General features: G+C 56.0%; 14 protein-coding genes. 5 read left to right on the plus strand and 9 right to left on the minus strand.

Annotation, left to right across the window (positions count from 1 at the left end; translation table 11 throughout):
* Positions 1 to 41 precede the first annotated feature (41 nt).
* Positions 42 to 665 (minus strand): hypothetical protein, encoded by a 624-nt coding sequence (locus tag H8S59_RS15790; RefSeq protein WP_187522032.1) that lies wholly within the window; start codon positions 663 to 665, stop codon positions 42 to 44.
* 152 nt (positions 666 to 817) lie between these two features.
* On the minus strand, positions 818 to 1,651 hold the full coding sequence (locus H8S59_RS15795) for an SDR family oxidoreductase (protein ID WP_187522033.1): 834 nt from the start codon (positions 1,649 to 1,651) through the stop codon (positions 818 to 820).
* Between the two features lie 95 nt (positions 1,652 to 1,746).
* On the opposite strand from H8S59_RS15795, the gene H8S59_RS15800 reads away from it, so the two are divergent.
* Positions 1,747 to 2,652: a LysR family transcriptional regulator gene (locus H8S59_RS15800; RefSeq protein WP_214658355.1), complete on the plus strand. Its 906-nt coding sequence runs from the start codon at positions 1,747 to 1,749 to the stop codon at positions 2,650 to 2,652.
* Positions 2,653 to 2,853: 201 nt separating this feature from the next.
* Here the strand turns inward: H8S59_RS15800 and H8S59_RS15805 are convergent, their stop codons facing one another.
* The 4 genes from H8S59_RS15805 to H8S59_RS15820 all read right to left on the minus strand — a co-directional run bounded on the left by H8S59_RS15805 (position 2,854) and on the right by H8S59_RS15820 (position 6,813).
* On the minus strand, positions 2,854 to 3,648 hold the full coding sequence (locus tag H8S59_RS15805; RefSeq protein WP_187522034.1) for an ABC transporter permease: 795 nt from the start codon (positions 3,646 to 3,648) through the stop codon (positions 2,854 to 2,856).
* The gene (locus H8S59_RS15810) at positions 3,645 to 4,292 is read right to left on the minus strand and encodes an ABC transporter ATP-binding protein (protein WP_187522045.1); all 648 of its coding nucleotides are present in this window, start codon (positions 4,290 to 4,292) and stop codon (positions 3,645 to 3,647) included. The genes H8S59_RS15805 and H8S59_RS15810 overlap by 4 nt, the downstream gene beginning before the upstream one ends.
* 142 nt (positions 4,293 to 4,434) lie before the next feature.
* The gene (locus H8S59_RS15815; RefSeq protein WP_187522035.1) at positions 4,435 to 5,109 is read right to left on the minus strand and encodes a response regulator transcription factor; all 675 of its coding nucleotides are present in this window, start codon (positions 5,107 to 5,109) and stop codon (positions 4,435 to 4,437) included.
* Between the two features lie 63 nt (positions 5,110 to 5,172).
* Positions 5,173 to 6,813 carry a phosphoethanolamine transferase gene (locus H8S59_RS15820; protein ID WP_187522046.1) on the minus strand — a complete coding sequence of 547 codons (1,641 nt, stop codon included), beginning with the start codon at positions 6,811 to 6,813 and terminating at the stop codon, positions 5,173 to 5,175.
* A 323-nt stretch (positions 6,814 to 7,136) separates the two neighbouring features.
* On the opposite strand from H8S59_RS15820, the gene pmrG reads away from it, so the two are divergent.
* The 4 genes from pmrG to H8S59_RS15840 are packed head-to-tail and all read left to right on the plus strand — an operon-like array spanning position 7,137 to position 9,822.
* A complete protein-coding gene (gene pmrG / locus H8S59_RS15825) occupies positions 7,137 to 7,823 on the plus strand; it encodes a lipopolysaccharide core heptose(II)-phosphate phosphatase PmrG (RefSeq protein ID WP_343073061.1) in 687 nt (228 codons plus the stop codon).
* On the plus strand, positions 7,823 to 8,683 hold the full coding sequence (locus tag H8S59_RS15830) for a phosphatase PAP2 family protein (protein ID WP_187522036.1): 861 nt from the start codon (positions 7,823 to 7,825) through the stop codon (positions 8,681 to 8,683). The genes pmrG and H8S59_RS15830 overlap by 1 nt, the downstream gene beginning before the upstream one ends.
* Before the next feature lie 12 nt (positions 8,684 to 8,695).
* The gene (locus tag H8S59_RS15835; RefSeq protein ID WP_187522037.1) at positions 8,696 to 9,445 is read left to right on the plus strand and encodes a phosphatase PAP2 family protein; all 750 of its coding nucleotides are present in this window, start codon (positions 8,696 to 8,698) and stop codon (positions 9,443 to 9,445) included.
* 11 nt (positions 9,446 to 9,456) lie between these two features.
* On the plus strand, positions 9,457 to 9,822 hold the full coding sequence (locus tag H8S59_RS15840; protein ID WP_187522048.1) for a hypothetical protein: 366 nt from the start codon (positions 9,457 to 9,459) through the stop codon (positions 9,820 to 9,822).
* Positions 9,823 to 10,021: 199 nt separating this feature from the next.
* Here the strand turns inward: H8S59_RS15840 and H8S59_RS15845 are convergent, their stop codons facing one another.
* The 3 genes from H8S59_RS15845 to H8S59_RS15855 form a co-directional block, all read right to left on the minus strand.
* Positions 10,022 to 11,227, minus strand: a complete 1,206-nt coding sequence (locus tag H8S59_RS15845; RefSeq protein WP_187522038.1) for a sugar transporter — start codon at positions 11,225 to 11,227, stop codon at positions 10,022 to 10,024.
* 122 nt (positions 11,228 to 11,349) lie between these two features.
* The gene (locus H8S59_RS15850) at positions 11,350 to 12,774 is read right to left on the minus strand and encodes a sugar porter family MFS transporter (protein ID WP_095095504.1); all 1,425 of its coding nucleotides are present in this window, start codon (positions 12,772 to 12,774) and stop codon (positions 11,350 to 11,352) included.
* Positions 12,775 to 13,132: 358 nt separating this feature from the next.
* The gene (locus H8S59_RS15855) at positions 13,133 to 13,639 is read right to left on the minus strand and encodes a GNAT family N-acetyltransferase (protein ID WP_371856737.1); all 507 of its coding nucleotides are present in this window, start codon (positions 13,637 to 13,639) and stop codon (positions 13,133 to 13,135) included.
* Positions 13,640 to 13,734: the final 95 nt, after the last annotated feature.

Genomic DNA, 13,734 nt, shown 5'->3' on the forward strand with positions numbered 1-13,734 from the left:
TGAGCGCCTGCAGGGGTCCGGGTTGTGATTTAACCTGGCACTCAGATAGTGCTCGTTTGCAGTTTTGAGTTCTCCACCCGGCTTGGAACATCTGCAGCCACAGACCGCTGTTGCAGCCAGTAACTGACACTCGCTGACAGCCACATGGCGTAGGTCATCAATTCGATCCCTTCTTCCACAGCCGTTTTGGCCTGGCGTGCATAACCGTCATCCAGAATCAGATGCCAAAGCGCGCCCATGCCGAATACCCGGGAAAACACCAGCACGCATAATCCGGTGGACAACGTACCGAAGGCCGGGGTTTTGGTGAAGGCAGCCAGGGCTCGCAGGGTGTCCTGACGATTCGTCGAGTTGAAGGCAATGGTCAGCGACGTGATGGCGATCAGCAGAAATGGCCAGCACCAGGCGCTGTGGCTGATGGGGTCAAAAAGACCGTCGAGTTCTCTCATCAGCAGACAGGCAAAGAAGCCTGCAACCAAAACCTTGAAGCCCCTCTGGCCGTCGTTTGCAGGTGAAAACCAGAAGAGCAGGGCGCAGGCGAACAGCATTATTTCCTGAGAGATTTCAGTAAATGAAGTCTCCAGCAACTGAGTATCAAACACGGCGATGTCCAGCCAGATCATCCCGAAAACGATGCCCGTCAAAACAAGCTTGAACAGGAACATGAGCGACGCATTTTTTAAATCTTTGAAAATGAGGGGCAAAACGAAAGCTCCAGACTTGCGAGGCAACTTGATAATTGCGGTTCGCAAGGGGACGCTATTTCATTAATAATTTCAAATGCTTCCATTGATTGTCGGAATTGATGGAATTCATACTACATGTCGACATCACAACGATAAGCCACGTTTTTCTGGGTGTTTAACAAGGCTTGGCGCTCGTGCAATTTCGTATTGATATTGTCCCAGGCAATACTGCCCAACGGCACTCGAAGGGGTAGTACATCCGCTTGTGCGATGGCGATCATTTGCTGAGCGATCTTGACCGGGTCGCCCATGTGAGGGCTGAACTCGCCACTCTGAAGGCGATTGCGCAGCTCGCCCACTGGACTGTGTTCATAAGCGGCGGACGGTTGCGCACTGTCAATACCGGCAAGGAAGTTCGTGGCCGTTGGGCCCGGCTCCAGCAGGCACATCTCGATGCCAAAGTGGGCGACTTCCTGAGCAACTGCTTCGATAAAACCCTCCTGTCCCCATTTGCTGGCGTGGTACAGGCTGAAGCCCGGATAGCTGATCCTTCCGCCTTCGGAACTGACTTGAAGAACACGACCGCTTTCTTGTTTGCGCAGGTGAGGTAACAGCGCCTGGATGAAAAAGATCGAGCCGAGCAGATTGGTCTCGATCTGACGTCTGATCTGCACCGGCGAAAGCTCTTCCACAGCCCCGAAGGTCCCGTAACCGGCGTTGCTGATGACGATGTCGATACGACCCAATGCCTGAAATGCCTCGGCGACGGCCGGGGCGATGCGCTCGCTATCAGTCAGGTCCAGTTGAATGGGAGCAAGCAGCTCGGGATAGCGATGCGCCAGATCATCCAATGCACCGGCATTGCGGTAGGTTGCGGCTACCCGATCGCCGCGTTCTAGCAGCGTTTCGGTCATCAGGCGGCCGAAGCCGGAGTTCGCACCGGTAATAAACCATGAAGCAGGCATGTTGATGTCCTCATTTGTTTGTGGATTCCAAATCAAGCATGGGACGGGCATGCTGTTCTGAATAGTCCATCAATCACGAACAGGCTGATCGAAAATTGCCACTAATCAATGCTCTTAGCCTGAAAGGCCTGCGCATGGCGTTGGCCGTCGCAGAAACCGGCAGCTTCCGCAGTGCCGCGCGATTGCTTGAAATGGCACCTTCGAGCCTCAGTCACGGGATTACCGAGCTTGAGCACACTCTCAAGCTGCGCCTGTTTCATCGCACAACACGTAGTGTCGCGCTGACGCTGGAAGGTGAGGCGTTCCTGTCCCGAATTCGCCCGCTACTGGGTGACCTCGAAATTGCCGTCGACGAGATAAACCAGCAACAGGACGGCAGCATCAGCGGTGAGCTGCGCATCAATACCCCATTCGCCGCGGCACGTTATCTGTTAAAGGAAGTTGTGCCGGAGTTTATGACGCTCCATCCGGGCATTGAGCTCGAGCTACGCCACGAGGAGCGGCCGGTGGACATCGTCGCTGATGGCTGTGACGCGGGCATTCGGCTGGGCGGCAGTGTACCGATTGACATGATTGGCGTGCCGTTTGGCGGCAAGGCACGTTTCGTTCCCGTGGCTTCTGCGGACTATCTCCAGCAATACGGTCGTCCCGCTCACCCGGCAGATTTGATGGCGCATAAATGTATCCGGATCAGAATGCCCAGAGGCGAGCGCTATGCCTGGGAATTTGAGCGCAAGGGCGAAAGAATCGAGCTGGATGTTCCGGGCTCGCTGACCGTCAACCGCATGGCCCTGATGATAGAGGCTGCCGAAGGTGACCTTGGCGTGGCGTTTGTCCTGGAGCAGGCTGTCGCGCAAAGTCTGGCTGACGGAAAGCTGCAATTGTTGCTGAATGATTGGTGCCAGGATGAGCCAGGGTTAATGCTTTATTACCCGGGGCGACGAAATGTGCCTGCGCCGTTGAGGGCCTTTATCAGCTTCATTCAGGCGTTGGGGCGCTGAGCTTAAATCAACTTGTTGGCGAGGCCGCTATTGTGTTCTGTCCGATGCACCGCTTCGCGACCGTCGTAACCTCCGATGGCTCCTACAGTAAATCGCGTGGTGCCAGAAATTCCGCATGTGCTTCGAGTTGTGCAGTAAACGCTTTATCTGTAGGAGCTGCCGAAGGCTGCGATGGCGGTCTGTCAGCCTGGTGCGTCTCCATCAGACTCTATTGGTCAGCTTATGCATCATGAAACGGTGATCCGCCGAGAACAGGCGGCGGTAGGTCAGCAATACCGCGCACACCGTTCCCAGTGCTGAAGACGCGGCGATCAGAAACATGATCACGATCTGGTAGCGCACGGCCTCGGCGGGTGATTGTCCGGCCAGAACCTGACCGGTCATCATGCCCGGCAAACTGACAATGCCCACCACACTCATCTGATTCAGAGTCGGGGTCATGCCGGCTCTTACGGCTTGCCGTGCTGCCATTTGAGCGGCTTCCCAGCGTGAGCCGCCCAGTGCCAGGATCATTTCCACATTACTTCGGCCTGAAGAGAGTTCCTGCATCATGCGCTCAATACCCAGCGACACGCCGGTCAGCGTGTTACCCAGGATCATTCCCAGAATTGGAATAGCGTATTGCGGTTCGTACCAGGGCCGAATCTGGATGACCAGCAGCAAGCCGATAGCCGTCACCAGCCACGAGCTGCCCCACACTGAAACGATGCTGTCCACACGACGCCCGGCATAGGTCCGCTTGCCTCTTCCGGCAGCTGAAATACCGGCAATGAACGTCATCAGGCACATCAGCGGCAGCACGACATACCAGTAGGCAAACTCGAATACCCAGCCAAGGATGTAGCCGATAGCAAGCAGCTGGACAACGGTCCGGATAGAGGCCCAGATCAGCTGGCGCTCAAGCCCCAGTTTCAAACCCAGAGATAGCGCCCCGTTGATCAGAATCAGGCACGCGGCGATGGCGATGTCCGCAGCTGACAAGCTTTGATAGTTCATGTGTTACCCATAGCCGTCAGCACACCTGCGTGCATTTCAAGTCTGATATTGCTCATCCGTTGCGCCTGATCGAGATCGTGCGAGACCCAGATATAAGCGCGCGTGGACGCCGCGCCACCGTTGAACCAGGTGTTGACCAGTTTCTCTACATGGCTGGAGGACTGCGGGTCCAGCGCAGCCGTGGGTTCATCCAGCAGCATTACCTCAGGATCCAGTTGAATGGCGCGAATCAGTGAAACCACCTGCGCCTCGCCTCCGGAAAGGTCGTCAGCGGTTTTCAGCAAGAAGGTTTCCGGTTTGCCGACCTGACGCAGAAGGTCTTTGACCTTCTCGATATCAAACTTCTGTTGTTTGAAAATATTCAGGCTGTAGGGAAAACGCAGGTTGTCTTCAACTGTTCCATCCATCATGGAAGGGCGCTGGGCAATGTAGCAAACCTTGCTGCGGTATCCGGGGATCTGCGCGGCCTGAACGGGCTGGTCGTGCCAGACCACTTGACCGGAACCGGGCGCATCCAGTAACGCCAGCGTGCGCAAAAAGACGCTTTTACCTGACCCCGACGAGCCGGTTATGGCGACTCTGTCTCCGCCACTCAAAGTGAAATTCACCGGGTAGAGAAGGTAAGCAGCGCTGTTTAGATCCATACGACTCAGTGCGCACGCTTCGACCAGTCGGGCGCCTTGAGGGCTCAGCGAGACGGATGAGGGCAAGTACAGACTCCAGAAACGACAAGGTGAACCGCCAAGTTTGCTCGTGCCCGGAGGATAAGCACAAGAAGCAGGTTCCTTAACGTGGTCCTTGCATCTTGTAACCCATTCCATGAACGGTATGCAGTAACGGGATATCGAACGGTTTGTCGATAGTCTTGCGCAGCGTATACAGGCTGGTGCGCAGACTGTCTGAGTCAGGCGTATTGCTCCCCCAGACGGCTTGTTCGAACTCCTTGCGTTTGACCACCATTGGGCTTTTTCGCATCAATAACTCGAGCAGCACCATGTTGGTGGGGTTGAGCTTGAGTAGTGTTCCGCCTCGCCTGATTTCCAGCGAGTCCAGATCGTAGGTCAGGTCATGGATCTTGAGCACGTTCTTCTTCATGCCGGTTGAGCGCCACGTTACTGCCTCAACCCGTGCATACAACTCCGAGAGCGCGAACGGTTTGACGATGTAGTCATCGGCACCGACGTTGAAGCCGGTCAAACGGTCTTCCAGTTGATCACGTGCAGTCAGCATCAGGACAGGAACCTGCTGGCGGGCGTCTTCGCGCAGCTTTCGGCAGAGCAGATTGCCGTCCATGCCGGGCAGCATCAGGTCGAGGATGATCGCGTCGAAATTGCCGGTCGTTGCCAGATGCAGTCCCGTCAGCCCGTCCAGCGCGCCGACGACTTCACAGCCCTTGAGCGTGAAGTACTCCGAAACGTTGGCGAGAATATCTTTATGGTCTTCGATAACAAGTATGCGCATCAGGCTCACATTATTTTCTGGTCTACCGGGACAGGGGTGTTTCTGTCCCGGACATGACGTTTGTTATTTGTTGGCCAATACGCCGTCGGCAGTACCGTTTCTGCAGCCGGCAAACATATCCAGCGACGGGTCGTAAACGTGAGTATGCACCTTCAGTAAACCCAGCATCGAATGGAACAGGTTGTCCTGGCTCAAGGACGCGTTTCGGGTCTGTTGCAGGCACCCCATATCAAGGGCAAATGACTGCTGATAGCTATCGGAAAACCAGACCATCATCGGCACATGCTTTTGCTGGTCCGGAGCGAGCATGTAGGGCGTGCCGTGGAGGAACAGGTTGTACTCGCCCAGCGATTCGCCATGGTCGGAAAGGTAGATCATCGCGGTGTCTACGTTGGCCTGGTTACGGCGCAGGATATCTATCAGGCTCGCCAATACATGATCAGTGTAGAGCAGAGTATTGTCATAGCCGTTCACGATACTTTCCCGGCTGCACTTGTCCAGCGCATTGCTTTCACAGACGGGGGTGAATTTCTCAAACTCCTTCGGATATCGTTTGAAGTATTCCGGGCCGTGGCTGCCCATTTGGTGCAGTACCAGCACCGTGTCTTTGTCCAGGTGCTCAATGAAATTCTGCAGCCCCTGCAACAGGATTTCATCCCGGCACTCACTGTTGGCGCACAGCTCAGGGTTTTTCAGCTTGCTGACATCCTGCAGCGTAACCCGGTCGCAGGTGCCTTTGCAGCCGGACTGGTTGTCACGCCAGATCACGTCTATTCCGGCACGCTTGAGAACATCCAGTAGACCTTCCTCGGTTTTTGCCGTGGGCGCGTCGTAGTTCTTGCGTCCCATATTGGAAAACATGCACGGTACCGACACTGCCGTTTCAGTCCCGCAGGAATGGACGTCCGTGAAGGCGATCACGCCTTGTTCTGCTCGCAACTGCGGAGTCGTATCCCGGTTATATCCGAGGATGCCGAAGTTCTCGGCGCGGGCACTTTCGCCTACGACCAGTACGGTGAGAGATTTACGTGGGCGCTGTACCCAGGCACTGTCTCGGTTGGCATCTTCGCCGATTTTCAGAAAAGGTTTTTGCGCCGTAACCACTTGTTCACGCAGGTAGCCAAGTGAGGCACCAATGTAGTTGCTGGGCACAACCATTAAACGTAACTCGTGGTGGTTGCGGAATAGAGACGATAACCCTTGATAGTTAAGCAATGCGACGCTGCCAATGACGGCGGCGCAACCGAGAGTGACGAGTGTCTTGCTGATGAGTTCGCGGTGCAGCGGGCGATAACTGATTGGCGTTTTCCATAACAGCAACGACGGCACTATACCCAGCAGTAAGATGTAGAGAAAAAGTACGGGTGATAATAAATCTCTTACTTCAGTCGCGTTGGTTTCGGCAAAGTTTCTCAACATGCCTGCATCAATCAGTACCCCATAACGTCCCATAAAGTAGGCGACGCCCGCACTGATCATGAATAAGGCAATCAGTACCGGTTTAAATGTTTTGCGAAATGCCAGCAGCGTCAGCGTGATGTTAAAAACGCCGAACAGCATGATCCCGAACGCCAGACGCAGCACCGCGTTGTGGTCGGTAATACTCACGAGGTGTTGCCAAAGGGTGCTGTTGAACCCGAGTAACAGGAAAGCGCTGGCGAGCGCCGTCGCAACCTCGGGGCGAAGGTATTTGATTTTAAACATGTGATTCCGCTTCACTGAATTAGGGAGGTCGCTCGGGTGATTGAGCATGGTGTCTCCAATGGCGCAGACTCTAGGCAGGGAATCATCAAATTTTTGTGAAAAACATGCCAATAAAAGGTGGGTGTACTTGTAGAAATTAATGCTAATTGTTATCAACTGAACGGCGGCTGAATAGCTACATTTCTGCGGGCTGTTTGCGACTTATTTTTCACATCGTTTTCACTGCTCTCCCACGTTGTTACTTTTAGGCTTTGCTCACAGTACGACAACTTCAGGGGGGCGACGCCTGACGGTTGCCATGGTCTTTTTGCAGGAGCGAAGGCGTGAGCACTACCCTGATCAATGAATCAGTTATTCCCGGTAAAATCTCTTTCGCGGCTATGTTCAGCGGCCGTTCAGTAATAGCCGTGGCGGCGGCTATTTTTACTGTGGTATTAATTGTCTGGTTTTACAAAGCGACTCCCGTTGTCGATCTAAGTATTAATAACAACTTTAACAATTCTAAATTGTATGACCGCTGGGTCCGGGGAGATGTGGTGGTCATGGTCCGACATGCAGAACGTTGCGATCGCTCCGGCAACCCCTGCCTGGGGAGTGCGGATGGCATCACTGTCAACGGCAGCCAGTCAGCGCGTGCAGTTGGCGTCGGCTTGCAGCAAATGGGCCTTGGAAACTCCCGGATCATTGCCAGCCCGCTAACCCGCACTCGCCAGACGGCTGATCTTATTCTAGGCCGAGCTGTGCCGACCCAGAGCTGGGCCAGTGATTGCAGCAGCGGCTTTAAAGACGCTGTTCTGGCCCACAAGCAAGTCGCACAAAATCTGGTGCTGATTACTCACAGCGGTTGCATCGATCAATTTGAACGCAAGATGGGCGTTCGCGCAGGAGACCGTTCCAGCGATTACGCCCAGGCGGTGTTCGTCAAGGTAGACGGTAAGCATGCGCCAAGCATCATCGGTGCAATGGACGCTGCACAGTGGAAAAACATAACCATCGGGCAGGTGAATTGATGAAGACCCGTTCCGGCTTTTATTCCGTCTATCTGGGCTTGCCCTTGCTGTTGGCGTTGCTGACGTTCCTGGCGTTTGATCTGACCGATCTCGATCGCCTGTTCAGCAACCTGTTCTACGACCCGGTCGCAGGCGCGTTTCCCATCGGTCAAAGTCATCTGTTTGAAAAGATCACTCACAAGTGGGCCCGGATCATTCCGGACTGGACGGGTGAGCTGGCCATTATCGGTGCATTGCTGTCGTTCGTCTGGCCGTGTGTGGAGCGCTATCGCCAGACACGGCCAGGCCAATTTATCGCCCGCTCACGAGTAGCAAGCCCGCTGAAATTTACTCGGCAGCACCGGCTGGATTTCTTTTTCATCATCGTCGCCTTCGCACTGAGTACCGGTTTGATTCATTACCTTAAAAGCCACACCAGTATTTATTGCCCGGTGGAAACAACGCTGTATGGCGGCAAACAGTTGCATAAGGAATGGTTCGAGAATTTCACGTTCTGGCGTGAAGCGGGCGCCGGACGCTGTTGGCCTGGGGGGCATGCCTCCAGTGCATTCAGCCTGTTCGCCGTGTACTTCGTCGCACGCCGCTACCGTTGGCAGCACTCCAGACTGCTACTGGCTGGCGTGACTCTGTTGGGCCTCGTCTATGGCACAACGCGGGTTCTGCAGGGCTGGCATTACCTGTCGCATACCTTCTGGGCGGGCATCTTTGTCTGGCTGAGCACATTTCTGGTGGCGCTATTTTTCTACGGTCGCTCGGCGTTGCAGCAGCCGGTCCGGCAAGGCACAGAGCCTCGGATTGAGCCCATGTCGCTACCCCCGGAGCCTCAACACTTAACAAGCACTGCATCTGTAATCCAATAACGGAACCTGTCCATGGCTATTGCACTACCGCTTCGCGCATCGCGACCTTTTGATTTTCGACTCGCATTAGGTATCCCCATCGTTTTGATGGGGCTGATGTTGCTGCTCGATCCAACGGCTCTGGATTTCTCCATCGCCCAGCTGTTTTATGTGCCGGGCGAGGGCTTTATTGGACGTAAAAGTTACTGGCTGGAAGACATCCTGCACGACCGCGTTAAGCAGGCAGTAATTCTGCTATTCGTTGTGCTGACAATTGCGTACCTGAGCAGCTGGTTTTCTTCCCGGCTTGCTGAATGGCGCAGGCCGCTGGGGTACACCGTTCTGGCGATTGCCTTGACCACTTCCATTGTTACGCCGCTGAAAGTGGTGACTGCCGTGCAATGCCCGTGGAGCTTGAGTGATTTCGGTGGCAGCGAGACTTACACGCCACTGCTCGGCCAGCGTCCGGATACCCTCAAGCCCGGTCGCTGCTGGCCGGGCGGGCATGCTTCTACCGGTTTCTCGTTGCTGGCCTTGTTCTTTGCCTTACGCGACCGTTATCCGCGCAGGGCACGAATTGCCTTGGGGGTTGCACTCGGTTTGGGGGTGATTTTGTCGGTGGGGCGGATGATGCAGGGGGCGCATTTTCTTTCCCACAACATCTGGACTTTACTCTTTGACTGGGTGATCTGTGTGCTCTGCTACCGCTGGATTCTCTATCGTCCGCGAGCACAGACGTCGCTCAATCCTGAATCTATTGAAGCGGTAAGCGGGAAGGGCTGAACATGAAGCGCATGGGAGTCTCGGGTGGACGTGCCGTTACGGTGTTGTCGTTGTTTCTGTCTGTCGCTGTGTTGGCAGGCTGTGAAAGCACCCGAGAGCGACTGCTTGCTCAGGGGTATCCCGCACCCTATGCCAGTGGCTTTGACGACGGCTGCGGCAGCGGTCGACAAGCTGCTGGGGTACTCGGCGAGTTTCGCAAGAACGTGCCGGTCTATCTGGAGGATCGCAAGTACGCCACGGGCTGGGACGACGGTTTCCGCCAGTGTCAGGCCAGCACCATTAGCGACTTTCAGCGCCATGTGGGCATCGACAGCGAGGCGGACCGGGACTGGCAGCACAGCAAGGATCAGGCGTGGAGCAGGGCGATCAGGCATTGACGACGAAGCCGTCACGGTTTTGCGTCGATTGCCTATGGAGGAACTGTGTTTGCCCGCCAGCAGATGTAAGAAGCGAACCCGCTGGGACCGGCTTTGGCCGGGAAGAGAGCATTCCTGACGACCGAATTTCAGCGGCTGAACTGGCTTCCTCCCGGCTCTGGCAAGCAGATTCAAGGTAGCCAGTTCAAAATAACCCGCCTCAGTGCATGATGTCGACATTGCCAGGCAACGGCTCTGCACTGCCATAACGCTTGCTTGTCACTCGGCTGATGATCAGAGCACACAAGGCCAGGAAACCGCCTATGAAGCCAACCCACGCCGAACCCAGGTGATGCACCACGATACTGCCCAGCAACGCACCGGCACCGATGCCGACGTTGTAAATGGCCGAGTGCATGGCGGACGCGACATCAGTGGCATCGGGGGCCAGCTGGATGACCTGCGACTGCATCAGAATTCCGAAGCACAACATCGCCAGCCCCCACAGCGCAAAGACCACGACCAACGTGTAAATGCTCCATGAGGCCCAGAGCATCAGCGTCAGGCAGATGCACAAGGAGCCGATGGCCATGGTGGTCAGGTGGTTGGCGAAGCGGGTGTACAACGTGTTGAAGAATATCGACCCCATCAATCCGGCCAGGCCAAAGAGCAGCAGCATCCAGGTGGTGGTTTCTTCGCTGAAGCCTGCGACCGACTGCACAAAGGTTTCGATGTAGGTGTACGCGGTAAAGTTGGCGGTGACCACCAGCGCCGTGATGCCATATAAGGAAACAAGCGCCGGGCGTTTGAACAGGATAGGCAGGCTTTTCAGGCTGCCGCTGTTTTGGCTCGGCAGCAGGGGCAGCTTTTTGGCCAGCAGAAACCAGATCAGCGCGGCGACAGCGGCGATGGTGATGAACGTCGCGCGCCAGCCCATGCTTTCGCCCAGCACGCGGCCGATGGGAATCCCCAGCACCATGGCCAGCGACGCGCCCATGGCCAGCAGGCTTAACGCCCGCGATCGATTACCGCCAGGGGCAAGGCGCACCGCCAGCGAAGCGGTGACTGACCAGAACACCGCATGCGCCAGGGCAATGCCGATCCGGCTGATCACCACCATGGTGAAATTGGGTGAAAGGCTGAGCACGATGTGGCTGACGATCAGCGTGCCGATCGCCACTTTAAGCAACAGCCGTCGTTCGACGTTGCGAGTCAGCAGCATCATGGGCAAGGACATCAGCGACACCGTCCAGGCATAGACCGTCAGCATCGGCCCCACCTGCGCGGCGGTCATGTCGAAGCTGCTGCCAATGGCATACAGCAGACCCACCGGGGCAAACTCGGTGGTGATGAAGATGAAAGCTGCTACTGCCAGTGCGCCTACACTGATCCAGCTGGTCTGTTGGGTGTCGGCAGAGGTACTCATGAATCCTCGCAAAAAAAATTGGCGGACGCTTGAGCGTTCGAGCGTCCGCCGGGTGTATTACTGAGCCATCGAGCCTGTCAGGCCTGCAAGCTCCTGCGATTAGAGCAGCAGGCCTGAGGCGTTTACAGCTCTTTTTTCATGTGCTTCTCGATTTCTTCCAGGGATTTGCCCTTGGTTTCCGGCAGGCAGAAGAATACGAACAGCAAAGAGCCGACGTTGATTACCGCAAAGACGAAGAACGTGGGGTTACCCAGTGTGTCCAGCGCCATCGGGAAGAGGAATGCCACCGCTGCGTTGAACAGCCACTGCATGGACACCGCTGTACCCGTCAGCAAGCCACGGATCTGGGAAGGAAACAGCTCGGACATGAGCAGCCAGTAAACCGGTGAAATGCACATCTGCATGAACAGCAGGAACAACAGGATGCAGGCGAGGGCGGCGTAACTCTGGGTCAGGTTCTGCGGCATGAATTGCAATACGCAGCCCAGTGCGATCTGGGCCAGGATCACGGTAACCAACCCGGTCATCAGCAAATGGCGACGGCCATAACGGCCGATGGCCCAGATGCCCAGCAGGGTGGCGATCACCGAGACGACGCCGTTACCGATGGTGGCTGTCAAAGCGGCGTTGGTGCCCATGCCGGTAGTCTTGAGAATGATCGGGGTGTAATACATGAAGGCGTTCACGCCCGTGAACTGAGCGGTGAAACCCAGGCCAATGCCGATAAGCAACAGCTTGATTATCCAGCCCTGACGCAGCAGCTCGGAGACCGGCGGACGCTTGCGGGCGTTTTCCTTCTGCGCCTTCATTTCTTCAACTTCGCGCTTGGCCTCCTCAGGCGTATCGCGCAACTTTTCCAGCACATCCTGGGCATCGTCAAAGCGACCTTTGGCGGCGAGCCAGTGCGGAGACGGTGGGACGAAGAAGGTACCGATCAGTAGCAGAAAGCCGGGCAGCATGGCGATAGCCAACATGTAGCGCCAGATGTGCGATGAGCTCAGCAACGCCGCCATCAGCGCACTGAGGACGTAAGCCAGCAATTGGCCGCTGACGATCATCAGTTCGTTACGGCTGACCAGTCGGCCACGTTTTTTCGGGCCGGCAATTTCTGCAATGAACACCGGGACCGTGGCTGATCCGCCACCGACCGCGATACCCAGCACAAAACGCGCGGCAACCATGAACGGAATCGACGGCGCGATGGCAGTCCCAAGGGCTCCGGCGATGAACAGCAGCGACAGCAGGCGCAGCGTCACGCGGCGTCCGTAGCGGTCGGACAGATAACCACTGCCCAGCGATCCGAATGCTGCGCCGACAATCAGCGAGGACGTGATCAGTCCCTCGGTAAAAGCGTTCAGCCCCAGCCCACCCTGCTCGACAGGCAGCGTCATGAAAGGCAGCGCACCGGCGATGATGCCGGTGTCGTAGCCGAATGCCAGGGCACCCATGGTTGCAACGAGTACGGAAATAAATACTAACCTGCGGGCCGAAATATGCTGCCCGCCTTTATCGCCACCTAAGGAGGCGGTTGTGGTGTTTGAGGACATGAACTGCAAATCCTTTGATTGAACGATGAGGCGGCCAGGCAGGGGACATTCCGATGCTTTAACAGGTTGACGGTAAAAGCCCTGCCAGACCGCTGGCTTGAAGGCTTAGGGGGTGGTCAGTCGGGCTAGTTCCGTAAAAACTGGAAACATATTGAATTAGAGGTTAATCGTTTCAGCGTGAGGGGGCTTGAGGCGGGCGTTATTGCCAGGTTACGGAGGAAGCGATAAATGGCTTGCGAGCTGATGAACTGACGTGGGACCGGCTTTAGCCGGGAAGGCTGTAGTCCGATAGAAAGGCTGCGGCAGTACCGGCGCCTTCCCGGCTAAAGCCGGTCCCATACCCATTTTCGCAATCGCATCAGGCACGAATGCGCGCCATGGTCAGGGCATCGGTGAACTGACCATCGCGAACGGCATAATCACGCAATAGCCCTTCGGTCTCGAAGCCGAGCTTTTCATAGAGAATCACTGCCGCCTGATTGTCTGAATAAACAGTCAACTCAACCCTGCGCAGTTTCATCCAGTTATCGGCTACATCCAGTAACGCGGTCAAAAGCTGTTTACCGACGCCCTGGCCTTGCCAGTCCTGCGCGACAGCCATGCCAATCGAGCCACTGTGACCACGGCGGATACGGGAAAACTGCTCCAGAGAACCTTGCCCAATGACGTCACCTTTGTGCAGCGCCACGAGGCTGACCAATCGTTCGTTGCTGCTGTCCAGCCGTTTGCGCCAGATGTCAGCAGATTGAAAAGGCATCTGCAGGACTTGCCGGGCGACTGCGGGGACGTTGTACAAAGCGGTTACGCCTTCGGCGTGTGCTTCAGTAAAGCGTTCGACAACAATGGCGGAGGACGGTGCGCGCATTGGCATTCATTCCTTAAGTGCGGGTGCGGCCCGTCAGTATACGGCAGCTGTCTATAACACGGCTTGTATGGAACCCTGAGCTGAGCCCCCGCAGA

Source organism: Pseudomonas folii (assembly GCF_014357575.1).
In the GTDB taxonomy this organism is placed as follows: domain Bacteria; phylum Pseudomonadota; class Gammaproteobacteria; order Pseudomonadales; family Pseudomonadaceae; genus Aquipseudomonas; species Aquipseudomonas folii.